We start from the raw sequence: 23103 nt of genomic DNA, 5'->3' as shown, positions 1-23103 counted from the left end.
GTGCTCACGACGTGAGCACGGCACGCGCCGCCTCCCCCAACGCGCGCCCATAGCCCGGGCCGTGGCCGGCCGCATGCACCGCCAACGGGTGCAGCTGGTGCAGAGCCACCCGCTCGCGCCAACCGGTCCGCAGCGGATGCACCGCCTGGTAACCCTCGACGACCGCCTCGAGTTGTGGACACCCGAAAAGCGCCAACATCGCGAGATCGGTTTCGCGATGACCCCCGTGTGCCGCGGGATCGATGAGCACCACACCGTCGGGCGTCCACATGACGTTGCCGTTCCACAGGTCGCCGTGCAGCCGCGCCGGCGGTTCGTCGTCATCGAACTCGCCGGAGGCGATGCGGTCGCACGCCGCACGCGTGTCCCGTTCGTCGGCCGCGGTGAGATTTCCCGCCTCGACCGCGACGCCGAGGAAATCACCCACCCGCTGGCTCGCGTAGAACCGGCCCCACGACGCCTCGGGCCGACACGCCATCGGGCGGTTGCCGATGAACACCTGCCCGTCGAAGTCGGCAGGCTTCGCACCGAACGATTCCGCACCCGCCGCGTGCACGGCGGCCAGTGTGCGGCCGAACCTCTCCGCCGCCGCGCGATCGGGTCGCGCCTGCGTCAGGCGGGACAGCACGATCCGCTCCCGCCCCACCTCGATCACCTCGACCACCGGCGCGCCGGCCGCGGCGAGCCAGCGCAACCCCGCGGCCTCGGCGGCGAAGAAGTCGGGGTGGGCGCAGGCGCGGGTCTTGATGTGCGCGGGAGCCGCGTGATCTGCGTTCACGACCTCAGCGTGCCACGCCGACACTGGCTACCATGAAGTGATGCGGCCGCTCCAGAAGTCCATCATCGCCGAACTCGAGGTGCTCCCCGAGATCGATCCCGACGCCGAGATCAGACGTCGCGTCGACTTCCTCACCGGATACCTCGCGGCGAGTGGTGCGGCCGGCTTCGTGCTGGGGATCAGTGGCGGACAGGACAGTTCGCTGACCGGGAAGCTCTGCCAGCAGGCCGTCGAAGAGATACGTGCCGGCGGTGGCGATGCCACCTTCGTCGCGGTGCGCCTCCCCTACGGCGAGCAGGCCGACGAATCCGACGCACAGATCGCGTTGCAGTTCATCGGTCCCGACCGCACGGTCGTCACCAACGTCAAACCCGGCTCCGATGCGATCGGTTCGGTCGCGGGCGACGCCCTGGGTGAACCGTTGCGAGACTTCGTGCGCGGCAACATCAAAGCGCGCGTGCGGATGGTGACGCAGTACGCCCTGGCCGGGCAGCACTCGCTGCTGGTGGTGGGAACCGATCACGCGGCCGAGGCCGTCAGCGGGTTCTTCACCAAGTACGGCGACGGTGGCGTCGACCTCACCCCGTTGACGGGTCTCACGAAACGACAGGGCGCGCAGATCCTGCGCCACCTCGGTGCGCCGGACTCGGTGACCGCGAAGGTCCCGACCGCCGACCTCGAGGACGATCGTCCGGCCCTGCCCGACGAGGAGGCGCTAGGCGTGACCTACGCCCAGATCGACGACTACCTCGAGGGCCACGACGTCCCCGACGAGGTCGCCGAGACCATCGAGGGTCTGTTCGTCCGCACACGCCACAAGCGGACCGTTCCGGTCACGCCGTTCGACACGTGGTGGTCAGCGCCGAACTGACCGGCCGTCTCCGCGGGCAGACCCTGAGGTCGCGCGGGCCAAGCGATCGAACTGGTCGTTGGCGACGCGCATGGCGATCTCGTAGGGCAACGCGAACTTGCGCGACACCCAGTACCCCAGGCGGATGTCGGTCGAGGTGTACACCATCCATCGGTTGCGGGTGACGCCGGCGATGATGGCCTGCGCCGCACGCTCAGGGGTCACGGCACGCTTCTCGAAACGACGCACGGCGGCCACGATCCGTGGATCGCTGGTGTCGACACCCGCGATGTCGACGGTGCCGACCAACGGTGTGGCGACAGCGCCGGGACACACCAGAGAGACGCCGATCCGATGGCGCCGGAGATCGAACCGCAGCACCTCCGAAACGCCGCGGATGCCGAATTTGCTGGCGCTGTAGGCGGCATGCCAGGGCAGCGCCATCAGCCCCGCGGCCGACGACACGTTCACCAGATGGCCCCCGGATCCGCGTCGGACCATCTGCGGCACAAAGCATTCGATGATGTGGATGGGGCCCATCAGGTTGATGTCGACCATCTTGCGCCACGTCTCGTGCCGGAGGTTCTCCACCGTGCCCCAGGCCGACACCCCGGCGATGTTCATCACCACGTCCATCGTCCCGTGCTCGGCCTCCACGGCCGCGGCGAACTCGCTGACCCACCCGTGGTCGCTCACGTCGCCGGCCTGCGAGAACAGGACGCGCCCGCCGCGCCCGGTGATCTCGGTGACCGCCTCGGTCAGTCGGGGGCCGTCGATGTCGGTGAGGACCAACCGCGCACCGGCGTCGGCCGCCGCGATGGCGGTGGCCCGGCCGATCCCGCTCGCCGCACCGGTCACCAGGACGGCGCGTCCGGCGAGGGTCGGGACGGGGGTGCGCATGACAAGCAGTTCCCGGACGCTCATGGATCCAGCCTATCGGCCTCGGTGGGGGTCAGAAGGGCAGCTTTCCGCCGAAGAGCGAGTAGACCACCGACAGCAGCGACTTGAGGATCTGCGACGACGCGTCCTGCCCCTGGCCCTGCAGCAGCGTCAGGATCGCCGTCGGGTCCTTGCTGTCGATGAGCTGACCGATGAGCGGGACGATCGCCTGCAGTCCGCTCAGGTCGATGCCGTTCGTGTTCGGCGCGGCCGGCGCCTCCCCGGTGGCCGGTGAGTTCTGGCTGCCCTGAGGGAGACTCGGGCTCAGCCGGTTGGCCGACGGGGTCGACAGCAGGTATTTGACGATGCCGTCGATGATCGCCACCGCGTACTTGACCTGACCCGATTTCGCGGCCAGGGCGTCGGCCTCCTGCGGGTTCGAGAGGTTGCCCATCTCGATGAACACCGCGGGGACCTTGGTGAGGTTCACCGCGGCGATGTCGGCGCGGGTCTGGATGCCGTTGGTGACACCGGCGTAGTTGGCGCCCGGGAAGCCTGCCTTCAGGAACGCGTCGCGCATGAGGTTCGCCGCGGTGCGACCGGTGGTCGCCTGCACGGCGCTGACCGCGGCGTCGGGTACCGGCAGCTGCGGCACGATGATGTGGAAGCCCTTCTTGGCCGGGTCGGCCGCCGCCGACGTCGAATCGGCGTGCACGCTCACCGCGACGTCGGCCTTCGAAGCGTTCGCAGCGGCGGCGCGCTCGTCGACGCAGCCGCCCCACCCGGTGTCGTCGGGGCGACTGAGCACGACCTTCGCGCCCTGGCTCTCGAGGCCCGCCTTCACCAGTGACACCACATCCCAGTTGACGGTGTGCTCGGCGGCCTTGTTCACACCTGTCGCACCGGTTGTCTGGCAGTCCTTCTTGCCGCCGCGCCCGTCGGCGACCTGCTTGCGGAGGTCGTGTCCGACGGCCGAGCCCTGATGGCCGGGATCGAGGAAGACGGTCTTGCCGGCGAGCGCGTCCTTCTTCTCGGGTGCGGGGGTGGCCGGTGCCGGGGTGGGGACGGACGGCGCCGGGGCGGGTACCGCGGGGGCCGCCGAGGCGATCGACGGAACGCAGATCATGCTGGCGGTGATCATCACCGTGGCGGCACCGATCGCGGAGCGGCGGGTGCGGGTGGTGGACAGGCGGGGGGAAGAGATCATGGGCGGGTGCGCAGGGACTCGGACACGGTCGACTGCGGCGCTCCTCTCGTCGATCACGGTTGCTGTCGGCACGCGTGAGTCACACGCGCCACATCAGTAACAGTGAACCAGTAGTCGAGAGTTGCGCCCTCACCCGTTCGGCGGCAGCGGCTTTTCGTTGCCCGGACGTGACCGAGACGATGCACGATCGTTGGCCGCGCCGACGGTGGAGGTCAGTCGCGTGGCCGTCGGATGCGGATCGGACCGCGCGCGGTCGTCGGGTCGACGACCTCGCCACGCTGGGTGATCTGGACCTCGCCGGCCGCCATCAGTCGCGTCGCCGCCTGCCGGACCGGCTCCATCAGGGGCCTCCAGTCGTCGGGTCGCACCGCGCGGGCGACATCGGACGGACAGATCGACGAGGTGACCGCGCGGCGGTCGAGCAGGTCGCGGATGGCCTGCTCGAGATCCGCGTCGGCGGGTTCGGGACTCACGACGCCCGCCTGCGCTGCGTGCGGTACCGCGTGACCGCCAGCATCGATTGCCGGTCGACGGATTCGTCGCCACGGACCAGCGTCGCGAGTTCGCGGTGCACGGCTTCGGCGTCGAGCCCGGACCCGATGACGATCAGGTCGGTCGAGCGCGGATGGTCGGCGGGCATGTCGGCCACGGTGACGTGCCCTCCGACCGCGTGCACCGAGAACGCTCCGCGGTGGCCCGCGACGTCGAAGTGCGTCACCCCTTTCACGCGGTAGGTACCCGCCGGGGGTCGCTCGAGGAAGACCGCGAGTCGACGGGGATCGAGCGGATCGTCGACGGTCAACGCGACGGACTGGTAGCCGTCGTGGAGATGGTGGTGGTCGTGCGGGGTGTCGGCCCCGCCGTCGTGTTCACCGGCGTGTTCATCGAGGAGATCGGCGAGCTCGAGTTGCCGCGGACCGGTGTCGGCGGCGCGTTCGACCGGGTCGAAGAGCAGGGCGGTGTCGACGGCGGAGTGATCGGTGACGTGCAGCGCCCCGGTCGGGTTCAGATCCCGCAGCGACGCCGTGACATCGGCGAGCACCTCGGGGGTGACCCGGTCGGATTTGTTGACCAGCACGAGGTCGGCGATCGCGATGTGCCGGTCGATCTCGGGGTGGCGGGATCGGGTCTGTTCGATGTGTTCGGCGTCGACGAGGTAGATCAGGCCGCCGTAGGTGATCCGGGGTCCGGCGGCGGCGGTGACCATCCGCACGAGCGTGGTCGGTTCGGCGAGTCCGCTGGCCTCGATCACGACGGCGTCGAGGCCGGCCGACGGCGCCACCAGTCCGGCCAGGACCGACTCGAGGGAGTCGGCGTCGACGGTGCAGCAGATGCATCCGTTGCCCAACGTGACGGCACCGTCGACAGCGCCGGCGACGAGTAGTGCATCGATGGACACCGCTCCGAAGTCGTTGACCACCACACCGATTCGACGACCGGCGGCGGTGCGCAGGACGTGGTTGAGCAGTGTGGTCTTGCCCGCGCCCAGGAATCCCGCGACCACGATGACCGGGACGGCCCGGTTCCTCTGCGCGCTCACAGGGTCGAGGATACAAACGGGATCAGCCGTATGCTCGCAGGCACCAGACCAGGTCATCCACGACGTCCGAGGAGGACGACATGACATATCCGCCCTCCGATCCCGGGCCCGAGGACGGGACCTCGCCCCCGTCGCTGGAGAAGCGAACCGACCCCGGTCGTGACGATTCCGCGGGCCAGGGAACCGGCTACGGGTATCCCCCAGCCGCGGACACCGGGTACGGATACCCCCAGAACACCGCGAGCGGTCAGCCCGATCCCGCCTACGGACAGGCCCCGTACGGGCAGCCCCAGTACGGAGTGCCGCAGTACGGACAGGCCCAGTACACGGGAGCGCCCTACCCGCAGGCAGGTGGCGGGGCACCGGCGTACCTGAACCCCTACGGGACACCGGTCGCGGCGACGACCAACGGCAAGGCGATTGCCGCACTCGTCTGCGGCATCGCGTCGTTCCTCACCTGCCTGCTGTTCGTCGGCATCCCGGCGGTCATCCTGGCCAACATCGCCCTCGCGGAGATCGACGCGGCCAACGGGTCGCAGGAGGGCCGTGGCATGGCCGTGGCCGGTCGCGTACTGGGGTGGGTCGCCATCGCTCTGACGATCATCGTGCTCGTCATCGTGTTGATCGCGCTGATCGCGGCGTCCTCGAGCGCCTGAGGTCTGCAGACGACGAACGCCCGGACCCCTGCAGGTCCGGGCGTTCGTCGTCGTATCGGGTCGCGAAAGTCGTATCAGACGGTGCGGGCGTGATCGGGGCGTCGCGCACCCGATCCGCCGGCGTGCGACGACGCCGACCGGCGGCCGCGGCCACCGGCGGAGGAACCGCCTGCGCCACCTCCGCGACGACCCGAGCCACCCCGGGCACCGGTGCGCGGTGCGCCACCCTGACGGGGACCGCGGGGGCCGCGGCCGGCGGCGACCTGGGTGCGGATGGGTTCGGGGGCCGGCGCGATGCGCTCGGCGATGTCACCCACGAGATCGGTGACCGCGGCCGATGACGCGGTGACGCGACTGGGGGCGACGTCGATCGCCGCCTTCTTCAGGAGGCGACGCAGGTCGGTGCGCTGTTCGGGCAGCGCGATGGTGACCACGTCACCGGCGTTGCCCGCCCGCGCGGTACGGCCCGAGCGGTGCAGGTAGGCCTTGTGCTCGGCCGGCGGATCGACGTGGATGACGAGCTCGACATCGTCGACGTGCACGCCACGGGCGGCGACGTCGGTCGCGACGAGCACCTTCACCGAGCCCTCACCGAACGCGGCGAGGTTCCGATCGCGCTGCGGCTGCGAGAGATTTCCGTGCAGATCCACGGCCGGGATACCCGCGCTGGTGAGCTTCTTCGCGAGCTTCTTGGCCTGGTGCTTGGTGCGCATGAACAGGATCCGGCGGCCGGTTCCCGATGCGAGCACCTCCACCAGGTCGTTCTTGGCGCCGGTGTCGGCGACCTCGAACACGTGGTGGGTCATCGCGGCGACGGGCGAGTTCGCCTCGTCGACCGAATGCATCACCGGGTTGTGCATGAATCGCTTGACCAGCTTGTCGACCCCGTTGTCGAGGGTCGCCGAGAACAGCAGTCGCTGCCCGTTGGCCGGGGTCTTCGAGAGGATGCGGGTGACCGCGGGAAGGAACCCGAGATCGGCCATGTGGTCGGCTTCGTCGATCACAGTCAACTCGACCTCGTCGAGGGTGAGGTGCCGCTGCTCGAGAAGATCCTCGAGGCGCCCCGGGCAGGCGACGACGATGTCGACGCCGCCGTTGAGGGCGTCGACCTGCCGCTTCTGGTTGATCCCGCCGAAGATCGTGGTGGCGCGCATGCCGTACGCGGCGGCCAGCGGCTCGACGACGGCCGAGATCTGGGTCGCGAGTTCGCGTGTCGGGGCGAGCACGAGCGCACGCGGACGGCCCCGACGACGGGTGCCACCGGTGCCATCGGCCGCGATGCGGGCGACGAGCGGGATCGAGAACGCGAGGGTCTTGCCGGAACCGGTCTTGCCGCGACCGAGGACATCGCGGCCGGCGAGGGTGTCCGGGAGGGTGTCGACCTGGATCGGGAACGCCGTGGTCTTACCGTCGGCCGCGAGTGCGGCGAGGATGGGCGCGGGCACGCCGAGCGTGCTGAATTCGGTGTTGCTCACAAGAAGCCTTTCGGGCAGTGGACTCCACGGCGGCGCTACGGTGCGCTGGTGCGCACATGAAGTCGGTGGCGAACACGCAGGTGTGCGCATTCGTTCGCCGTACGAAGGAATCGACTCACCGAGAATCGGCGGTGAAGAAGCGTTCTACGACGCAAGTCGCCCGGTGACGGGCGAAGCTTTCCTGACCACAGTAGCCGACGATCGTCACATGTTGTGATCGCCGGGGAGTCGCGTGCGACACACCACGGCGCACTTCACTATTCGCGACAACTGAGCATCGGTCCGGTTTCACCATCCGTTTCGTGCGATTTGTACGAGAGAAAAGTTAATTGTTGTGGATCGTTCTCGCACACTTCTCCGGTGACATCCCGATCATCGACGACGCGCGATAAATAGCAATTGATTGCCGAAATGATTGTTGTCATCTAATCTTCTGCTTGACAGACCGAAGATCTTCGAAGGGATCCACCCGAGCATGGCCAAGAAGCAGATAGTTCAGTTCATTGACGACATCGACGGCAAGGTTCTGGATGAATTCGAAACGGTGCGGTGGTCACTCGATGGACGCCAGTACGAATTCGACACATCACCCAAGCATGCACAGCAGTTCCGCGATTCCCTGGAGAAGTACGCCGAGGTGTCACGTTCGGTGGCGGGTCGGCGTGGCCTGAAGCGTCCCACCGCCACCGGCGGCGCCACACGGTCCAAGGAGCAGACACAGGCAATTCGCGACTGGGCCAACAGCAATGGCTACGAGGTCAGCAACAGGGGTCGCATCCCGATCGAGGTCGTCGAGGCCTTCGAAGCTGCCCACTGAACCACACCGTGATCGCGATGTGTCGGCGAAAGCCGTAGTCGCGCCCACAAGGCCATCCGGCATCGTTCCACGATCCGGGTGGCCTTTTTGTCGTGCACGTGTCGTCGGGGCGGAGCAGTGCGATCAAACGATGCGTCGAAAAGAGACCGTCGCGCGACGCGACCCGCATCCGTACTCCATCCACACACGAAGAAGCAGAAGCGGAGGAGAAGAGAGGGAAAACCCTCGATGTCACCTTTACAGGTGATCCGATGAGACGGATGAGTGGATCCGACGACGAGAACGTCGGGAAAAGTGGAGCTAAGGGGATTCGAACCCCTGACCCCCACACTGCCAGTGTGGTGCGCTACCAGCTGCGCCATAGCCCCGTGTTGAGTTGTGTACACGCACCGTTTCCATCACCGTTGCGTCCGTGGAGAAATTACACCATCGCGAGACGAGCGACCAAATCCCTGCCGCGCACGACCGGTCGGGAGCTCAGCTCTGCGACTTCCCCTCGACGAGCTGCTGCACCCACTGCGGACCGTCGAGGATGCCGGAGACGGCCTGACCGCCGGAGAGCACCGTCGGAGTACCCGCCTGGCCGCCCAGGGCCTTGCTGAGCTGCGTGAGCGACTGCTGGGCAGAGGTGTTCGCCTCGGCGACAGCCGAACCGTTCGCGATGCACTGCTGGGTCTGCGTCGAGGCCCCGACCGCGGCCGCCTTCTGGGCGAGTTCGGCGTTGTCGGGGTCGTCGCCGCCCTCGGCGGGCTGCTCGTCGTAGAGCTTGGTGTGGTACTTCAGGAACGTGTCCTGATCGCCTGCGCGGGCGACGCACAACGCCGCGCCGGCGGCCCGCGACGAGTAGTCACCCGACCCGGAGTTGCGGTTGAGGAACGTGAGCAGGTGATAGCGAACCCGCAGGGTTCCCGCTTTGGCGGCATCGACCATGGTCTGCCCCGACGACGCCTCGAACTGCTTGCAGTACGGGCACTGGAAGTCCTCGAACACGTCGATGGTGTGCGGCGCATCGGCCCGCCCGATGATGAGACTGGCGTTCTGGGCGAGGACGTTCTGATCGGCACTGCCCTTGTCGCGCTGGCTGTTCCAGATCACCCCACCGACGACGACCACGGCGATCACGACCACCGCGACCCCGACCAGCAGGTATGTGCTGCGGCTCGAGGTGGCGCTGGGCTTGTAGCTCGGACCCCGCTTGACCGGCGGCCGGTTCGGCTTGCTCATGCCCACACGATAGACAACCCCGACTGAGAAGAATCTGAGTCATCCGTGGCCCCGCCGACCGGCATGCGGCGGCGGGGTGTCACCGAGGACACTCAGGCCTGCAGCACCGAATCGACGAGCGCCTGCGCCTCGGACTGCACGGTCGCGAGATGCTCGGGTCCGGTGAAGGATTCGGCGTAGATCTTGTAGAGATCCTCGGTTCCCGAGGGTCGTGCGGCGAACCATGCGTTCTCGGTGACGACCTTCAGTCCGCCGATCGCGGCCCCGTTGCCGGGCGCTTCGGTGAGGATCGCGGTGATCGGTTCGCCGGCCAGCGACGTCGCCGACACCTGGGAGGCCGACAACCCCGCGAGCACCGCCTTCTGCGCCCGGCTCGCCGGTGCGTCGATCCGCGCGTACGAGGGATTGCCGAACTCCTCGACCATCTCGGTATAACGCTGCGAGGGCGTCTTCCCTGTCACCGCCAGGATCTCCGACGCCAGCAGCGCCATGATGATGCCGTCCTTGTCGGTCGACCACACACCGCCGTCGCGTTGCAGGAACGAGGCGCCGGCACTCTCCTCGCCGCCGAAGGCGATGTCGCCGGAGATGAGGCCGGGAACGAACCACTTGAACCCGACGGGCACCTCGACGAGGCGACGGCCGATCGAGGCGACGACGCGGTCGATCATCGACGAGCTCACGAGTGTCTTGCCGACCGCGGCCGAGGAGTTCCAGTCGGGCCGGTGGGTGAACAGGTAGTCGATGGCGACGGCCAGGAAGTGGTTCGTGTTCATCAACCCGCCGTCGGGGGTGACGATGCCGTGTCGGTCGGCGTCGGCGTCGTTGCCGGTGGCGATGTCGTAGGAGTCACGCACCGCGATGAGCGAGGCCATGGCGTTCGGCGACGAGCAGTCCATCCGGATCTTGCCGTCGGTGTCGAGCGTCATGAACCCGAACTGCGGGTCGACGGTCGGGTTGACGACGGTGAGCTCGGCCAGGCTGTACATGAAACCGATCTCGGCCCAGTACCCCACCGACGCGCCGCCGAGCGGGTCGGCGCCGATGCGGACGCCGGCCGAGCGGATCGCGTCCATGTCGACGACCTTCTTGAGGTTGTCGACGTAGGTGGTGCTGTACGGGTACTTCACGACCAGGTCGCCGGCCACGGCCCGCTCGAACGGGACCCGCGGCACCGCGCCCACACCCGACCGCAACAACTCGTTGGCCCGCGCGGCGATGGGACCGGTGATGTCCGACCCCGCCGGTCCGCCGTCGGGCGGGTTGTACTTGAACCCACCGTCGCGGGGCGGGTTGTGCGACGGCGTCACCACGATCCCATCGGCCCGCGGACCGGTACCCGCGTTGTGCACGATGATGGCGTGGCTCAGCGCCGGTGTCGGGGTGTGGCGGTCGAGGTCGTCGACCATCACCGTCACACCGGCCGCGACGAGGACCTCGATCGCCGTGCGCCATGCCGGGCGCGACAGGGCGTGGGTGTCGAGACCGATGAACAGTGGCCCGTCGATGCCGGCACCACGCCGGTAGTCGACGATCGCCGCGGTGGTCGCGATGATGTGCGATTCGGTGAACGCGGCGTCGAAGCTCGATCCACGATGGCCGGAGGTACCGAACACGACCTGCTGCAGCGGGTCGTCCGGGTCGGGCACCGTCGAGTAGTAGGCATCCTCGAGCGCGCCGACGTCGACGAGATCTTCGGGAAGTGCCGGTGTGCCGGCCCGCTCGTGCGCCATGGGGAGTCTGATTCCTTCGCTGATCGTCCGCGCGCGAACACAGCTGCGCTGGCGAGGATTCTGCCAAAGATCGCCACTCGGTAGTGTCGGCACACGGATACTGTCCGGCCAACGGCAACCGGGGATGGTTGTGACCGTTCACGGCCGGAGTGCACACGAGGGGGGCGGCGATGGCGACGGAGGCGATCGTCCTGGTGCTGCCGGGAGGCACCGACATCAGTTACGCACCGTCGTCGTGGCGGTCGCCGTCGGCGCTGCGGATGTACCCCTTCACCGGCTCCGTCGCCGCGCGATTCCCGGGGCGGGTTGCGGTGCACCAGGTGCGTTATCGGGTCTACGGGTGGAACGGCGGGCAGAACAGCCCCATGCCCTACGCCCGTGCCGCACTCGAGCGGATGACGCAGCGCCATCCGGGTGTGCCCGTCCATCTGATCGGACACTCGATGGGTGGCCGGGTGGCGGCGCAGCTCGCCGACGACGAGCGTGTCCACGGTCTGCTGGCGTTGGCGCCGTGGTGGCAGTTCGCGGACTGGCGCCACATCCACGCCGGTGTCCGGGTCGTCGCCATGCACGGCACCGCCGACACCCGTACCTATCCGCACCGCACCGAACGCGGCGTCGCCGAGCTCCGCGAACGCGGGCTCGACGCGACCTACATCCCGGTCCCCGACGGCGGTCACGCGATGCTCGACCATGTGCTCTGGTGGCAGCGGACCGCGCTCGACTTCGTCGCCGAGGCCCTCGACGGGGTCTCCGACACGCGCGTTCGTCACGTGGACGACAAGCTGTGATCAGCCCCACCACGATGACGGCGTTTCCTTCTCGGATTCACAGCATCCCGACAGCCGCCGGTTGCATCATCATCAGGTGAGTTCTGTGGTCACGGTCGGCGCCGACCGTCTGGTGTCGGGTGGCCCGACGAGTGTGCTGGCATGGTCGTACACCCCGCCCGGACACAGTTCCGGCATCGTGATCCACCTCCTGTCGGGCTGGTTCCCGACCGTCGTCGAGGTGGTGACCGTGGCAGTGGTCCTCGCAGCCATCGGTTGGCGGACCCGACGGTGGCGCGTGGTGTGGGTGCCGGTCGCGGCCGCCGTCGGCGCGGTCGTCGCGGTGATCGTCTACGTGATCCTCGACGCGCGCGGACTGTCACCGGATTCCGCGCCGACGTTGTTCTGGGTCTGGACGGCGGTCGGGTCGGCGGTTCTGATGTTGACCATCATCGGCATCCGATCGGGTCGGTGGTGGCAGCACGTGTCGATGGCGTTCGCCATCCCGCTGGCGGTGTTCTGTCTGGCCCTGTCGGTCAATCAGTGGTCGGGCTACTACCCCACCCTCGATCGCGCGGTCGCGGGTCTCACCGCGCAACCGTTGCCGAACGAGACGACGGTCGCCAAGCTCGCCACCTTCCGCAATCGCCCCGAGACGGTGAAGAACGGGCGGGTCGTCGCCATTCGCACCCCGAGCTCCATCAGCCGTTTCCATCCCCGCACCGAGTACGTCTACCTGCCGCCGGCCTGGTTCACCGGCGCAACTCCCCCGCCCCTGCCGGCGGTGATCATGATCGGCGGCGTCGTGAACACCCCGCAGGACTGGGTACGCAGCGGCGACGCGCTGGCCATCTCCGACGCCTACGCGCGCGACCACGGCGGTCGCGCGCCGATCCTGGTGCTTGTCGATCCGAGCGGCAATCTCACCACCGACACCGAGTGCGTCGACGGTCCCCGCGGCAACGTCGACACCCACATCACCGACGAGGTCCGCCCCTATGTGATCTCCCGTTTCGGGGCGGCCTCGGCCGCTCGCAACTGGGCGGTCGTCGGATGGTCGATGGGCGGGACGTGCGCGATCGATCTCGTGGTCCGGCACCCCGACCGGTTCGCGACGTTCGTAGACATCTCCGGCGACATCGGTCCGAACGTCGGCGACAAACAGAGCACCATCAACGCCCTCTATGGCGGCGACAGCCGGGCGTGGGACCGCTTCGATCCGGCCACCGTGATGCGCGCCCACGGGATGTATGTCGGCGTCTCGGGATGGTTCCGGTCCGAGGGCCACCGCAGCAACAAGGACGGTTCGGTGGTCTCGGGTCAGGCCGAGGCGGCGCGCGAACTGTCCGCGATCGCCCGGTCGGTGGGCATCACCACCTCCGAGCGGTACGCCGTGGGCCCACACACGTGGGCGTTCGGCGCCCAGTCGTTCGCCGAAGCACTGCCGTGGCTGCACAACCGGATCGACCCCGGAACAGTGGGCTGATCACAACTCGCCTGTACGAGAACAGCGCCCCGACACATGCTCGTCGGGGCGCTGCTGTTCGCGGGATGGGTCAGTCAGGGATGTAATCAAACGTGTCGGGGTTGGGGCCGGTGCGGCCGTCCTCACCCTTGTCGAGGCCGTCGAGCTTCGCGATGTCGTCGGCGGTCAACTCGAAGTCGAAGATGTCGAAGTTGTCCTTGACCCGCGACTCGGTGACCGACTTCGGGAACACGATGTTGTCGTGCTGCAGGTGCCACCGCAGGGTGACCTGGGCGGTCGACTTCCCGACGCGCTCGGCGATGGCGCTGATCGTCTCGTCGTCGAGCACCTTGCCCTGCGCGATCGGCGACCACGCCTCGGTCGCGATGCCGTGCTCGGCGCCGTACTTCCGTGCCTCGGTGTTGGCGAAGTACGGGTGCACCTCGATCTGGTTCACCGCGGGCACGACATCGGTCTCGGCCGCGAGGCGGTCGAGGTGCGCGGGCTGGAAGTTGGAGACGCCGATCGACTTCGCGCGTCCCTCCTTCTGGAACTCGATGAGCGTCTTCCACGTGGTGACGAAGTCGCCGTCGTACTGCGTCGGCAGCGGCCAGTGGATGAGGAACAGGTCGACGTGGTCGAGCCCGAGCTTGGACAGGCTCTCGTCGAACGAGCGCTTCGCGTCGTCGGGACGGTGGAAGCCGTTGTTGAGCTTCGTCGTCACCCAGATGTCGTCGCGGGCGATGCCCGAGTCCCGGATGCCCTCGCCGACCTCGGCCTCGTTGCCGTACATCTGCGCCGTGTCGATGTGCCGATAGCCGGTCTCCAGGGCGAGGCGGGTGGCCTTCGCGGTGTCACCGGGCTCGATCTGGAACACACCGAATCCGAGCTGCGGGATGCTGCGTCCGTCGTTGAGGGCAATGGTCGGGACCGAGGTCATAGGGCGTCCTCCAAGAGGTTGATCAGGGCCCGGATCTCAGGCCCACGATCGTTGTCAACGCTCATCAGAGGACTCGCATTCCGCCGTCCTCAGACGACGCACCCCTCCAGAGCGGCGGCCTGGGCCGCGGTGACGCCGTACTGGGCGCACTGCATCGCCGACCCGACGTCGAGGACTGTCCAGCCGTCTCCGGCACGGGTGAACAGGACTCCCGACGACTGCGGTGTTCCCGATGTGGATGCGAGGGCGAAGGGCGCAGAGCACTGGATGCGGCGGAACCCGGTGGGCCGTGCGACCCGATCGAACTCCGGAGTCGACCGCAACGCGGCCATCAGCGCGTCCGGCGTGGCGAACGCACATGCGTCGCTCCCCAGGGGTGACAGTGTGATCGATGCGGTCTCCTCGACCGCAGTGTCGTCGCCGGTGGCGTCGTCAGCCGCGGGAGCGGACTCATTCGTCGCGGTGGTCGACGACTCCGGTGCCGGCGAGGGCGTATCCGCGGTCGCGGAACTCGTGATCGGTACGGCCGAGGTCGACTCGGCGGAGGTGGATCCCTCGTCGGAACCGCAGGCGGTGAGCAGGGCGACGGGGGCGATCAGGGTGGCTGCGAGCACGGGCAGTCGACGCACGGTGGGATGTCCTTCGTTCGTGTACGAATCGGTCATCTCGTACATCGCCGGGGTGGTACGCCGCGTTACCGACCGGGGACACACTTGTTCTACACAGCAGAACGGACCAGGACTGGTGTCCTGGTCCGCTGCTGTTCGGTGGAGCTGCCGGGAATCGAACCCGGGTCCTTCGTCATGTCAGTAGGGCTTCTCCGTGTGCAGTTCGCTACGCCTCTACTCGGATCTCTCGGTCACGCGAACAAGCCGAGATGACGATCCCAGTCGCTGTTGGTTGTCCCGTTCGACTCCGCGACCGAGCCGAACGGTGAGCTCCCTTGATGATGCCGGTACCCGGGGCGGGAGCACACCCGGGCCGACAGACCAGCACTCGCTCAGGCGGCGAGGGCGTAGTCGCGCTGATTGGAATCGGCGCTTAATTGGTTGCGATGACGCTCACGGTGGTCTCTCGCCTGCACCGACACGCTTCCCCTACTTAGATGAACCAAGTCGAAACCGTTCAGCCCCGTAGGTGCCCACTCCTGACGCAGCGGACGCTTCATACTAACAACCGTCACCGACGAATTCATTCCGATTTCACCGTCGGCCGCCCGACTCAACCCGGCATGCCCTTGACCCGCCGACCCAGTTCGCGTGTGACCTCGCGCGCGGCGGTGCGCTCGGCGATCGCGCGGCGTTTGTCGTGGGCCTGCTTGCCCTGCGCGAGCGCGAGTTCGACCTTCACCTTGCCGTCGTTGAAGTACATCGACAGCGGTACCAGCGTGAGGTTCCCGGTCGCGATCTTGCCCGACAGACCGTCGATCTCGCGGCGGTGCAAAAGCAGTTTCCTGTTGCGACGCACTGCGTGGTTGGTCCACGACCCGTTGCCATATTCGGCGATGTGCAGGCCACGGAGCCACACCTCGCCGTTATCGATGGTCGCGAACGCGTCGACGAGCGAGGCCTTGCCGTCACGCAGGCTCTTCACCTCGGTTCCGAGCAGCGCGACACCCGCCTCGTAGGTGTCGAGGATCAGGTAGTTGTGGCGTGCCTTGCGGTTGGTCGCGATGGCCTTGCGGCCCTTCTCCTTCGCCATGTCCTCACCTTCTCCCCTGGTCTCACGTGCTCATGTCGGTCGTCGTGACCGGATGTCCAGCCTACGGACCGCGGTCGCACGGGCGGTAATCGTTTTCTTCCGGCGCCGACCGGCAGGCCACAATAACGTCCATGGTCGGCCATTCCATCCCGTTGCCGCCGGTGCGGACCGCTGTTCTCGCCGACGCCCCCGTGATCGCCGCCCTGCGCGACGATCTGGCGCGCTGGATGACCGCGAACGGCATCGAACAGTGGGCGCCCGGGGAGATCACCGCCGACGACGTGGCCGCGCAGGTCCCCGACGGGGAGTGGAACGTGGTCGAGGTCGACGGCCGTGTCGCGGCATGCATTCGTCTGATCTGGTCGGATCCACTGTTCTGGGGTGCCGACGATGCCCCCGCCGGATACGTCCACGGCCTGATGGTGGACCGGGGGTTCGCCGGATCCGGGTGGGGTCGTGAGCTCATCGAGTGGTCGGTTCTGCGCACTCGCGAGGCCGGATTCGATCTGCTGCGCCTCGACGCGGTCAGCCACAACCCGACGCTGCTCGCCTTCTACGACTCGCTCGGGTTCCGCCGGGTTCGCCTGGCCGATCTACCGGCGCACTTCCATCGCGACACGAAAGTCGTGCTGCTCGAACGACCGATCTAGATGCGGACGTAGAACCGCAGCGTCGCGTATCCGGTCATGGTCGCGAGCCCGATCCCGGCGATCACGAGCCACGGCGAGACGAACACGACGTCGCCGAGGGTGATGCGGGCGAGGATGTTCACGCCGTAGAGGTCGCCGAGTGCGCGGTCGAAGAACAGGGTCTTCGCGCCGAACAGTCCCGCGACGGCGAGCAGCGACCCGACGAACGCCGACACCACGGCCTCGAGCAGGAACGGCAGCTGTGTGTACCACCGGGTCGCGCCGACCAGCCGCATGATCCCGACCTCCGTGCGACGCGTGTAGGCAGCCACCTGGACCATGTTGGCGATCAATAGGATCGCGGCGAGGGCTAGCACCAACGCGATGGTGAAGGCCGCGTTGCGCGCGCCGTCGAGCACGCTGAAGATGCGTTTGACCAGCTCGCGCTGATCGAGCACCCCGTCGATCCCGTTCGCCGTCCGATACTTGTCGAGGACGGCCCCGAACCTGTTCGGGTCCGACATCCGCACCTTGAACGATGCCGGCAGGGTGTTCTCGCGGATCATCGACGCGATGTCGGGGCTGTTGGCGAAGGTCTTGGTCTTCGCATCGCGGAACGCCTCGGCGCGGTCGACATACGACACCGATTCGACGCCGGACTCGTTCTCGATCTGCTTGCGCAGACCCGCGCACGGGTCGGCCCGGCACTCCGGATCGGCGTCGGCGACGGTGTCGGAGATGAAGAACTGCATCTCGACGCGGTCGAGGAAGATGTCCTGGCTCTTGTCGGCCATCTGCACCACCAGCAGACCGCCACCGAACATGGCGAGGGTGATCGCGGTGGTGAGGACCATCGCCATCGTCATGGTGACGTTGCGACGCAGACCGTTGAGGACCTCGCTGAGGATGAAACTCGCGCGCATCAGCCGACCCCGTACACGCCGCGCTGGTCGTCACGCACGAGCCGGCCCATGTCGAACTCGAGCACCCGGCGCCGCATGGCGTCGACGATGTGGCGGTCGTGGGTCGCCATCACCACGGTGGTGCCGCGGCGGTTCACCCGGTCGAGCACGTCGACGATCTCCTCGCTGGTGGTGGGGTCGAGGTTTCCGGTCGGCTCGTCGGCCAGAAGCAGCAGCGGACGGTTGACGATGGCGCGGGCGATCGCGACCCGCTGCATCTCGCCGCCGGAGAGCTCGTAGGGCATGCGGTCGGCCTTGCCCGCGAGGCCGACGTATTCGAGGACCTCGGGGACCACACGTTCGATGGTCGAGCGCGGCTTGCCGATCACCTCGAGGGCGAACGCGACGTTCGCGGCGACGGACTTCTGCTGCAGCAGCCGGAAGTCCTGGAATACGCATCCGATGGACTGCCGGAGCAGCGGCACCCGGCGGCTGGGCAGCTTGTTGACGTGGAACTGACCGACCTGGATCTCGCCGCTGGTGGGCTTGTCCTCTTTCAGCAGGAGCCGGAAGAACGTCGATTTCCCCGAGCCCGACGGGCCGATCAGGAACGCGAACTCGCCCTTGTCGACGTCGAGGGTCAGGCCCTGCAGAGCGGGTCTGCCGGAGGCCTTGTACTTCATCGTGACGTTGTCCAGGCTGATCACGGCGGCCAGTCTAGCCACAACAGTCACACCACAGCCGTGTCCCGCACCGTGCGGTCCGGCGATCGACCGGTTACGCCACCTCAGCGCGCCGGGGTCGTGGTGGGCGTCTGCCCGGGCAGGACGAGGCCCGGGATGGTGGGCAGCTGGAAACCGGGCGCGGTGGTGGTCGTGGTCGGCTGCGAGCCGTCGGTGGGCGACGTCTGGTCGGTGCCGGTGGTCGACGTGGTCGACGGCGCGCTGCTCGACGAGCGCAGCGAGCTCCGCGTGGTGGCCGGCGCCGTGTACTCGGGGGTCTCCTCGGTGGTGCGCGGCGCGGCGGTGCGGGTCGCAGAGGCGGCGGCGTTCTGTTCGTCGATCGCCTTGTAGTGGTCGGCGCGCTGGCCGTACAACACCAGCACTCCGACGAACGCGATGAGCAGCACCGCCGTGGTGGTGCGGAGGCGGCCGCCGAACAGGTGTCGCGGGATCCGCTGCAGCAGCGTCTTCCCGGGCGACGCGGAGTCGGCGTTGTTCGTCGTCGAATCGTCCGGCGTGGTCATGTGTTCGACTCCGATTGCGCCGGGGCGCCCATCGCCCCGGTCTGGATGGCTTCACCGGGCGCCAGCGAGATGCCGGCGCGTCCGAAGGCGCGCACGATCCGCGAGCGCAGATCGCGACTGACCTCGAACTGCTTGCCCGGCAGGGTGCGCGCGACGATGCGCACGGTGACCTCGTCGATCTCCATGTCGGTGACCCCCATCGGCGTCGGCGCGTCGAGCAGTAGGGGACGCATCCGCGGATCGGCGAAGGTCTGTTCACCGATGGTGCTGAGGATCTCGTTGACGCGACTGATGTCGGCGCCCGCGGGCAGAGGGATGTCGACCACCGAGCGCGCCCAGTCCTTGGAGAGGTTGATCGCCTTGATGATCTGCCCGTTGGGCACCGTGATCACCTCGCCGTCCGATGAGCGGATCTTGGTGACGCGCAGCGTCACATCCTCCACAGTGCCCTCGGCGGGTGGGATGCCGCCCGCGACGGCCAGTTCGACCACGTCACCGAAACCGTACTGCTTCTCGGTGATGATGAAGAACCCCGACAGCAGATCCTGCACGATCCGCTGGGCACCGAAACCCAGCGCCGCACCGAGAACTGTTGCCGGCGCCACGAACCCGGTGATCGGGACGTTCAGCAGACGGATGATGTTGAACGCGACCACCAGGTAGACGATCACGATCGCGACCCACGAGATGACCTGTGCCACCGAGTGACGATGCTTCTCCGACTCCGACCGGACGAGTTCGTCGCTGTTGCGGAACCCCTGATCGATCCGACCGGTGATCCGCGCGGTCGCCCATTGGATGGCTCGGGTGGCGATCAGGGCCGCGAGGATCAGCAGGATGATCGGCAGCCCGCGCAGCGACAGGGTCCGGACGAGGTCGTCGGTGCCCGCCGGCGCCCAGGCGAGGTGATGAACGGATGGGTGCATGGATCCCTATCCGTCCGCCGCGGCCATCCGCCAACGGATGCCCGACTCGATGAACCCGTCGATGTCCCCGTCGAGGACGGCGGTCGGGTTGTTGACCTCGTACTCGGTCCGCAGGTCCTTCACCATCTGGTACGGGTGCAGCACATAGGACCGCATCTGGTTGCCCCAGCTGGAACCGCCGTCACCCTTGAGGGCGTCCATCTCGGCGCGCTCCTCCTTGCGCTTGACCTCGAGCAGCTTGGCCTGCAGCACCTTCATGGCGGCGACCTTGTTCTGCAGCTGCGACTTCTCGTTCTGACATGTGACCACGATGCCGGTGGGCACGTGGGTGAGGCGGACCGCGGAGTCGGTGGTGTTGACCGACTGTCCACCCGGACCCGAGGACCGGTACACGTCCACGCGGAGATCGTTCTCGTCGATGTCGATGTGGTCGGTCGTCTCGACCACGGGCAACACCTCGACCTCGGCGAACGAGGTCTGGCGGCGACCCTGGTTGTCGAAGGGGCTGATCCGCACCAGGCGGTGTGTGCCCATCTCGATCGAGAGGGTGCCGTACATGTACGGGCCCTTCACCGCGAAGGTCGCGCTCTTCAGACCCGCCTCCTCGGCGTAGGAGGTGTCGAAGACCTCGACGCCGTAGTCGTGCTTCTCGGCCCACCGGATGTACATGCGCATGAGCATCTCGGCCCAGTCCGCGGCGTCGACACCGCCGGCGCCGGAACGGATGTTGACCAGGGCGTCGCGGGCGTCGTACTCGCCGGCGAGCATGGTCTTGACCTCCATCGCCTCGATGTCGGCTCGAAGCGAGGCGCGCTCGGCGTCGGCGTCGGCGAGACCCGTGGTGCGGTCGTCGCCCTCCTCGTCCTCGGCGAGTTCGTAGAGGACGGGCAGATCGTCGAGTCGACGGCGCAGCGCGGTCACCCGGCGGAACTCGCCCTGGGCGTGCGACAGCTCGCTGGTCACCTGCTGGGCGCGTTCCTGGTTGTTCCACAGCTCGGGATCAGCCGCCTGGTGCTCGAGTTCGTCGATGCGGCGGGCCAGTTCCTCGAGATCGAGCACCTTCTCGACCGTGGTCAAGGTGGCGTCGAGGGAGTCGAGGTCGGTCTGTACGTCGGGTTGCACGGTTCACCAGGCTACGTGTTGCGCGACGGCCGAGGCCCACAGCGGGCCGACGGGCGCGGGGGTCGCGTCGGGCGTCAGGCGGCGGGCGGGATCTCGAGGCTGCCGAATCGCCAGCTGGTGTCGGTCTTGCCGGGCTTGTAGACGACCGGCATGTCGGCGCCGATCTGCGGCCACGGCGTCTTGCCGGTGACGACCATGTGTCCGTAGACGTTCGTGGGAGCGGTGTCGGGGCCGATGATCGTGCCCGAGACGGTGCAGTACATCTGGTCGTTGCGGTCGCCCTCGTCGGGCCGATCGCTCACACCGGTGACGGTGAGGGTGCCCTGGACGAGGCCGGCGCCGACTCCGCCGCCGCCGAACAGGCCGCCGCTTCCGCCGGCGCGTCCGCGTCGCCACTGGAGCACCATGAACGTCAGCAGGACCGCGAACATGACGAACAACACGACCGAGACCATCTGCTTGCGTCCACCTCTCCTTCGTCCCACCGGCGCATCACCGGCGGTCGATTCGGACAATTCGCCTCGCCCGAACTGCCCAGTAGCCTACCGGGCATGGCATCGCACCCGTCTGATCTGCAGCTGGCCCTCGAGATGGCCGACCGCGCCGATGCGATCACCGCGGCACGTTTCGGCGCGCTGGATCTGCAGGTCTCCGACAAACCCGATCTGACACCGGTGTCGGATGCCGATCTCGCGGTGGAGTCCGACGTGCGGGCCGTGCTCGCCGAACGCCGACCCGACGACGCCGTGCTCGGCGAGGAGTTCGGTGGCGCGGTCAGCCTGGCCGGACGCCAGTGGGTGGTCGATCCGATCGACGGGACCAAGAACTTCGTCCGTGGCGTCCCGGTGTGGGCCACGCTGATCAGCCTTCTCGTCGACGGCCGCCCGGTGGTCGGGGTGGTGTCGGCGCCGGCACTGCACCGTCGGTGGTGGGCGGCAGCCGGGGAGGGGGCGTTCGCGGCCGTCGACGGTGATGAACCCCGTCGGCTCGGGGTGTCGAAGGTGGCGCAGATCGGCTCGGCGAGCCTGGCGTTCTCGAGCCTGAGCGGTTGGGCCGATCGTGGCGCACGCGATCGCTTCATCGCTCTCACCGACGAGGTGTGGCGGGTCCGCGGCTACGGCGACTTCTTCAATTACTGCCTGGTGGCCGAGGGTGCGGTCGACATCGCGGCCGAACCGGAGGTGTCGCTGTGGGATCTCGCGGCGCTCGACGTGCTGGTCGGAGAGGCCGGCGGACGATTCACCGACCTCACCGGGGCGCCGGGACCGCACGGCGGCAGCGCTGTGGCCACGAACGGTCTCCTGCACGACGCCGTCGTGGAGGCACTGGGGATCGCGCCTCCGGTCAGGTGACGGGCGGGAACCAGCCCGTGCCGACACCGGCGTCGATCGCCCGCGCCACGCCGTAGGCGATCCAGGCCCCGGCGACGAGCCACACCAGCGGATGGCGCACGACACCGGCGACCCGACCGATCCGCGTGGGTCCGACCACGGCGACCGCGAGGGTGAGCACCACCATCGCGGCCACGAACGCCATGCTGATCGGCCCGAAGGCGTTGTAGGAGAACGCCGTCCCGACATCGCCGTGGCCGAGGGCGATCCAGCTCCTGGTCAGGCCGCAGCCGGGACACGGCAGGCCGGTGACCATCCGGAACGGACAGAGCACCGGACCCGACGAGCTCATCGAACGGGGCAGCGTGATGGCCGCGGCGATCGCGCCGGCCCCGACCGCGGCGGTGATGAGCACCGACGTTCGCGCGCCGACACCGTCTCGGCCGGCGGTGGACGTCGGCGCGGACGTCACCGCAGCGGGACGCCGTTCGAGTCGGGCACCTTGCGCAGGATGATCAGGATGAAATCGATCAGCGACCACACGCCGAGTCCACCACAGGTGATGAGCTTGAGGATGCCCAGTCCGGTGTAGCCCAGCCAGAAGCGGTCGATACCCAGGGACCCGAGGAAGAAGGAGATGAGGACGGTGGTGAGCCAGTCCTTGTCGGAGAACAGTCCCGGCACCTGCGAGACCGGGAACCACGAACTCGTGGTGGTACGGACCTGCATCTCGGGCTTGAGTTGACCGGAGCGGGTGAGGTTCTGCAGGTCGAAGTAGGTCATGGGACCTTGCTCCTGACCGAGGATCGCGGCGTAGAAGGTGTCGTTCTGGGGACCCGACGGCGGCTGCATCGGCTTACCCATGGGTGGTTGCGTCATGCGCAACAGATTAGGTCACAGAGACCCGGCGAC

At 67.9% G+C, this 23103-nt stretch carries 26 protein-coding genes, 1 tRNA gene and 1 other RNA gene; 7 read left to right on the top strand and 21 right to left on the bottom strand.

All coding sequences use genetic code 11. The annotated features are described in order from the left end of the window. Positions 1–4: 4 nt before the first annotated feature. Positions 5–778 (bottom strand): fructosamine kinase family protein, encoded by a 774-nt coding sequence (locus ACLBW1_RS14660; RefSeq protein ID WP_447812546.1) that lies wholly within the window; start codon positions 776–778, stop codon positions 5–7. Positions 779–818: 40 nt separating this feature from the next. On the opposite strand from ACLBW1_RS14660, the gene nadE reads away from it, so the two are divergent. Continuing rightward, positions 819–1649: an ammonia-dependent NAD(+) synthetase gene (gene nadE / locus ACLBW1_RS14655; protein ID WP_447812545.1), complete on the top strand. Its 831-nt coding sequence runs from the start codon at positions 819–821 to the stop codon at positions 1647–1649. Here nadE and ACLBW1_RS14650 read toward each other — a convergent pair. The 4 genes from ACLBW1_RS14650 to ACLBW1_RS14635 form a co-directional block, all read right to left on the bottom strand. Next, complete coding sequence (locus ACLBW1_RS14650) at positions 1635–2552, bottom strand: SDR family oxidoreductase (RefSeq protein ID WP_447812544.1); 918 nt, start codon at positions 2550–2552, stop codon at positions 1635–1637. The genes nadE and ACLBW1_RS14650 overlap by 15 nt on opposite strands. Before the next feature lie 28 nt (positions 2553–2580). Next, a complete protein-coding gene (locus ACLBW1_RS14645; RefSeq protein ID WP_447812543.1) occupies positions 2581–3714 on the bottom strand; it encodes an N-acetylmuramoyl-L-alanine amidase in 1134 nt (377 codons plus the stop codon). A gap of 212 nt (positions 3715–3926) precedes the next feature. Next, on the bottom strand, positions 3927–4187 hold the full coding sequence (locus tag ACLBW1_RS14640; RefSeq protein ID WP_447812542.1) for a DUF3253 domain-containing protein: 261 nt from the start codon (positions 4185–4187) through the stop codon (positions 3927–3929). Continuing rightward, positions 4184–5254, bottom strand: a complete 1071-nt coding sequence (locus ACLBW1_RS14635; RefSeq protein WP_447812541.1) for a CobW family GTP-binding protein — start codon at positions 5252–5254, stop codon at positions 4184–4186. Before ACLBW1_RS14635 ends, ACLBW1_RS14640 begins: the two co-directional genes overlap by 4 nt. Positions 5255–5334: 80 nt before the next feature. Here ACLBW1_RS14635 and ACLBW1_RS14630 point away from each other — a divergent pair, with 80 nt between their 5' ends. Beyond that, positions 5335–5910 (top strand): DUF4190 domain-containing protein, encoded by a 576-nt coding sequence (locus ACLBW1_RS14630; RefSeq protein ID WP_447812540.1) that lies wholly within the window; start codon positions 5335–5337, stop codon positions 5908–5910. 74 nt (positions 5911–5984) lie between these two features. Here the strand turns inward: ACLBW1_RS14630 and ACLBW1_RS14625 are convergent, their stop codons facing one another. Further along, positions 5985–7475 carry a DEAD/DEAH box helicase gene (locus ACLBW1_RS14625; protein ID WP_447812539.1) on the bottom strand — a complete coding sequence of 497 codons (1491 nt, stop codon included), beginning with the start codon at positions 7473–7475 and terminating at the stop codon, positions 5985–5987. A gap of 385 nt (positions 7476–7860) precedes the next feature. Here ACLBW1_RS14625 and ACLBW1_RS14620 point away from each other — a divergent pair, with 385 nt between their 5' ends. Beyond that, a complete protein-coding gene (locus ACLBW1_RS14620; protein WP_447812538.1) occupies positions 7861–8202 on the top strand; it encodes a histone-like nucleoid-structuring protein Lsr2 in 342 nt (113 codons plus the stop codon). A gap of 295 nt (positions 8203–8497) precedes the next feature. Here ACLBW1_RS14620 and ACLBW1_RS14615 read toward each other — a convergent pair. The 3 genes from ACLBW1_RS14615 to pgm form a co-directional block, all read right to left on the bottom strand. Beyond that, positions 8498–8570: transfer RNA gene (locus ACLBW1_RS14615), tRNA-Ala, on the bottom strand. Between the two features lie 109 nt (positions 8571–8679). Beyond that, positions 8680–9426: a DsbA family protein gene (locus tag ACLBW1_RS14610; protein WP_447812537.1), complete on the bottom strand. Its 747-nt coding sequence runs from the start codon at positions 9424–9426 to the stop codon at positions 8680–8682. A 92-nt stretch (positions 9427–9518) separates the two neighbouring features. After that, on the bottom strand, positions 9519–11159 hold the full coding sequence (gene pgm / locus ACLBW1_RS14605) for a phosphoglucomutase (alpha-D-glucose-1,6-bisphosphate-dependent) (protein ID WP_447812536.1): 1641 nt from the start codon (positions 11157–11159) through the stop codon (positions 9519–9521). 170 nt (positions 11160–11329) lie between these two features. Between pgm and ACLBW1_RS14600 the strand changes: the two genes are divergently transcribed. Both ACLBW1_RS14600 and ACLBW1_RS14595 read left to right on the top strand, forming a co-directional pair. Then, positions 11330–11950, top strand: a complete 621-nt coding sequence (locus ACLBW1_RS14600; protein WP_447812535.1) for an alpha/beta hydrolase — start codon at positions 11330–11332, stop codon at positions 11948–11950. A 76-nt stretch (positions 11951–12026) separates the two neighbouring features. Next, a complete protein-coding gene (locus tag ACLBW1_RS14595; protein ID WP_447812534.1) occupies positions 12027–13415 on the top strand; it encodes an alpha/beta hydrolase in 1389 nt (462 codons plus the stop codon). Between the two features lie 70 nt (positions 13416–13485). Here ACLBW1_RS14595 and ACLBW1_RS14590 read toward each other — a convergent pair whose 3' ends face one another. The 4 genes from ACLBW1_RS14590 to smpB form a co-directional block, all read right to left on the bottom strand. Continuing rightward, positions 13486–14334: an aldo/keto reductase gene (locus ACLBW1_RS14590; protein WP_447812533.1), complete on the bottom strand. Its 849-nt coding sequence runs from the start codon at positions 14332–14334 to the stop codon at positions 13486–13488. Positions 14335–14423: 89 nt separating this feature from the next. Next, positions 14424–14999, bottom strand: a complete 576-nt coding sequence (locus tag ACLBW1_RS14585; RefSeq protein WP_447812532.1) for a hypothetical protein — start codon at positions 14997–14999, stop codon at positions 14424–14426. A gap of 100 nt (positions 15000–15099) precedes the next feature. Next, positions 15100–15467: a transfer-messenger RNA gene (gene ssrA / locus ACLBW1_RS14580) on the bottom strand. 88 nt (positions 15468–15555) lie between these two features. Beyond that, positions 15556–16035, bottom strand: coding sequence for an SsrA-binding protein SmpB (gene smpB / locus ACLBW1_RS14575; RefSeq protein WP_447812531.1), 480 nt, complete (start codon positions 16033–16035; stop codon positions 15556–15558). A gap of 131 nt (positions 16036–16166) precedes the next feature. Here smpB and ACLBW1_RS14570 point away from each other — a divergent pair, with 131 nt between their 5' ends. Continuing rightward, positions 16167–16685, top strand: a complete 519-nt coding sequence (locus tag ACLBW1_RS14570) for an N-acetyltransferase family protein (RefSeq protein ID WP_447812530.1) — start codon at positions 16167–16169, stop codon at positions 16683–16685. Here the strand turns inward: ACLBW1_RS14570 and ftsX are convergent. The 6 genes from ftsX to ACLBW1_RS14540 all read right to left on the bottom strand — a co-directional run bounded on the left by ftsX (position 16682) and on the right by ACLBW1_RS14540 (position 21315). Next, positions 16682–17587, bottom strand: coding sequence for a permease-like cell division protein FtsX (gene ftsX, locus ACLBW1_RS14565; RefSeq protein WP_447812529.1), 906 nt, complete (start codon positions 17585–17587; stop codon positions 16682–16684). The genes ACLBW1_RS14570 and ftsX overlap by 4 nt on opposite strands. Then, positions 17587–18273: a cell division ATP-binding protein FtsE gene (ftsE, locus tag ACLBW1_RS14560; RefSeq protein WP_434216987.1), complete on the bottom strand. Its 687-nt coding sequence runs from the start codon at positions 18271–18273 to the stop codon at positions 17587–17589. Before ftsE ends, ftsX begins: the two co-directional genes overlap by 1 nt. A gap of 80 nt (positions 18274–18353) precedes the next feature. Further along, positions 18354–18812: a hypothetical protein gene (locus ACLBW1_RS14555; RefSeq protein ID WP_447812528.1), complete on the bottom strand. Its 459-nt coding sequence runs from the start codon at positions 18810–18812 to the stop codon at positions 18354–18356. Then, positions 18809–19738: a mechanosensitive ion channel family protein gene (locus ACLBW1_RS14550; RefSeq protein WP_447812527.1), complete on the bottom strand. Its 930-nt coding sequence runs from the start codon at positions 19736–19738 to the stop codon at positions 18809–18811. Before ACLBW1_RS14550 ends, ACLBW1_RS14555 begins: the two co-directional genes overlap by 4 nt. A gap of 6 nt (positions 19739–19744) precedes the next feature. Next, positions 19745–20860: a peptide chain release factor 2 gene (prfB, locus tag ACLBW1_RS14545; RefSeq protein WP_447812526.1), complete on the bottom strand. Its 1116-nt coding sequence runs from the start codon at positions 20858–20860 to the stop codon at positions 19745–19747. 74 nt (positions 20861–20934) lie between these two features. After that, positions 20935–21315, bottom strand: coding sequence for a hypothetical protein (locus ACLBW1_RS14540; protein WP_447812525.1), 381 nt, complete (start codon positions 21313–21315; stop codon positions 20935–20937). 96 nt (positions 21316–21411) lie between these two features. Here ACLBW1_RS14540 and hisN point away from each other — a divergent pair, with 96 nt between their 5' ends. Then, positions 21412–22212 (top strand): histidinol-phosphatase, encoded by an 801-nt coding sequence (gene hisN / locus ACLBW1_RS14535; protein WP_447812524.1) that lies wholly within the window; start codon positions 21412–21414, stop codon positions 22210–22212. On the opposite strand, the gene ACLBW1_RS14530 is transcribed toward hisN, so the two are convergent. Continuing rightward, positions 22205–22663 (bottom strand): DUF2752 domain-containing protein, encoded by a 459-nt coding sequence (locus tag ACLBW1_RS14530; RefSeq protein ID WP_447812523.1) that lies wholly within the window; start codon positions 22661–22663, stop codon positions 22205–22207. The two genes, hisN and ACLBW1_RS14530, sit on opposite strands and share 8 nt — an antisense overlap. Continuing rightward, entirely contained in the window at positions 22660–23070 is a 411-nt protein-coding gene (locus ACLBW1_RS14525; RefSeq protein ID WP_447812522.1) for an NINE protein, read from the bottom strand. Before ACLBW1_RS14525 ends, ACLBW1_RS14530 begins: the two co-directional genes overlap by 4 nt. Between the last annotated feature and the right edge of the window lie 33 nt (positions 23071–23103).

Source organism: Williamsia sp. M5A3_1d (assembly GCF_053345315.1).
The sequence above is the reverse complement of the archived record's forward strand: the minus strand, read 5'-3'. Positions and strand labels throughout refer to the sequence as shown.

Bases quoted from the DNA above. Each gene is read 5' to 3' on its own strand.
- nadE (WP_447812545.1), top strand. From the start codon at position 819: ATGCGGCCGCTCCAGAAGTCCATCATCGCCGAACTCGAGGTGCTCCCC.
- ACLBW1_RS14550 (WP_447812527.1), bottom strand. From the start codon at position 19,738: ATGCACCCATCCGTTCATCACCTCGCCTGGGCGCCGGCGGGCACCGAC.
- ACLBW1_RS14585 (WP_447812532.1), bottom strand. From the start codon at position 14,999: ATGACCGATTCGTACACGAACGAAGGACATCCCACCGTGCGTCGACTG.
- ACLBW1_RS14645 (WP_447812543.1), bottom strand. From the start codon at position 3,714: ATGATCTCTTCCCCCCGCCTGTCCACCACCCGCACCCGCCGCTCCGCG.
- ACLBW1_RS14555 (WP_447812528.1), bottom strand. From the start codon at position 18,812: ATGACCACGCCGGACGATTCGACGACGAACAACGCCGACTCCGCGTCG.
- ftsX (WP_447812529.1), bottom strand. From the start codon at position 17,587: ATGCGCGCGAGTTTCATCCTCAGCGAGGTCCTCAACGGTCTGCGTCGC.
- ACLBW1_RS14525 (WP_447812522.1), bottom strand. From the start codon at position 23,070: ATGACGCAACCACCCATGGGTAAGCCGATGCAGCCGCCGTCGGGTCCC.
- ACLBW1_RS14620 (WP_447812538.1), top strand. From the start codon at position 7,861: ATGGCCAAGAAGCAGATAGTTCAGTTCATTGACGACATCGACGGCAAG.
- ACLBW1_RS14625 (WP_447812539.1), bottom strand. From the start codon at position 7,475: ATGCGCACACCTGCGTGTTCGCCACCGACTTCATGTGCGCACCAGCGC.
- ACLBW1_RS14590 (WP_447812533.1), bottom strand. From the start codon at position 14,334: ATGACCTCGGTCCCGACCATTGCCCTCAACGACGGACGCAGCATCCCG.
- ACLBW1_RS14610 (WP_447812537.1), bottom strand. From the start codon at position 9,426: ATGAGCAAGCCGAACCGGCCGCCGGTCAAGCGGGGTCCGAGCTACAAG.
- hisN (WP_447812524.1), top strand. From the start codon at position 21,412: ATGGCATCGCACCCGTCTGATCTGCAGCTGGCCCTCGAGATGGCCGAC.
- pgm (WP_447812536.1), bottom strand. From the start codon at position 11,159: ATGGCGCACGAGCGGGCCGGCACACCGGCACTTCCCGAAGATCTCGTC.
- smpB (WP_447812531.1), bottom strand. From the start codon at position 16,035: ATGGCGAAGGAGAAGGGCCGCAAGGCCATCGCGACCAACCGCAAGGCA.
- ACLBW1_RS14570 (WP_447812530.1), top strand. From the start codon at position 16,167: ATGGTCGGCCATTCCATCCCGTTGCCGCCGGTGCGGACCGCTGTTCTC.
- ACLBW1_RS14650 (WP_447812544.1), bottom strand. From the start codon at position 2,552: ATGAGCGTCCGGGAACTGCTTGTCATGCGCACCCCCGTCCCGACCCTC.
- ACLBW1_RS14540 (WP_447812525.1), bottom strand. From the start codon at position 21,315: ATGGTCTCGGTCGTGTTGTTCGTCATGTTCGCGGTCCTGCTGACGTTC.
- ACLBW1_RS14600 (WP_447812535.1), top strand. From the start codon at position 11,330: ATGGCGACGGAGGCGATCGTCCTGGTGCTGCCGGGAGGCACCGACATC.
- ACLBW1_RS14630 (WP_447812540.1), top strand. From the start codon at position 5,335: ATGACATATCCGCCCTCCGATCCCGGGCCCGAGGACGGGACCTCGCCC.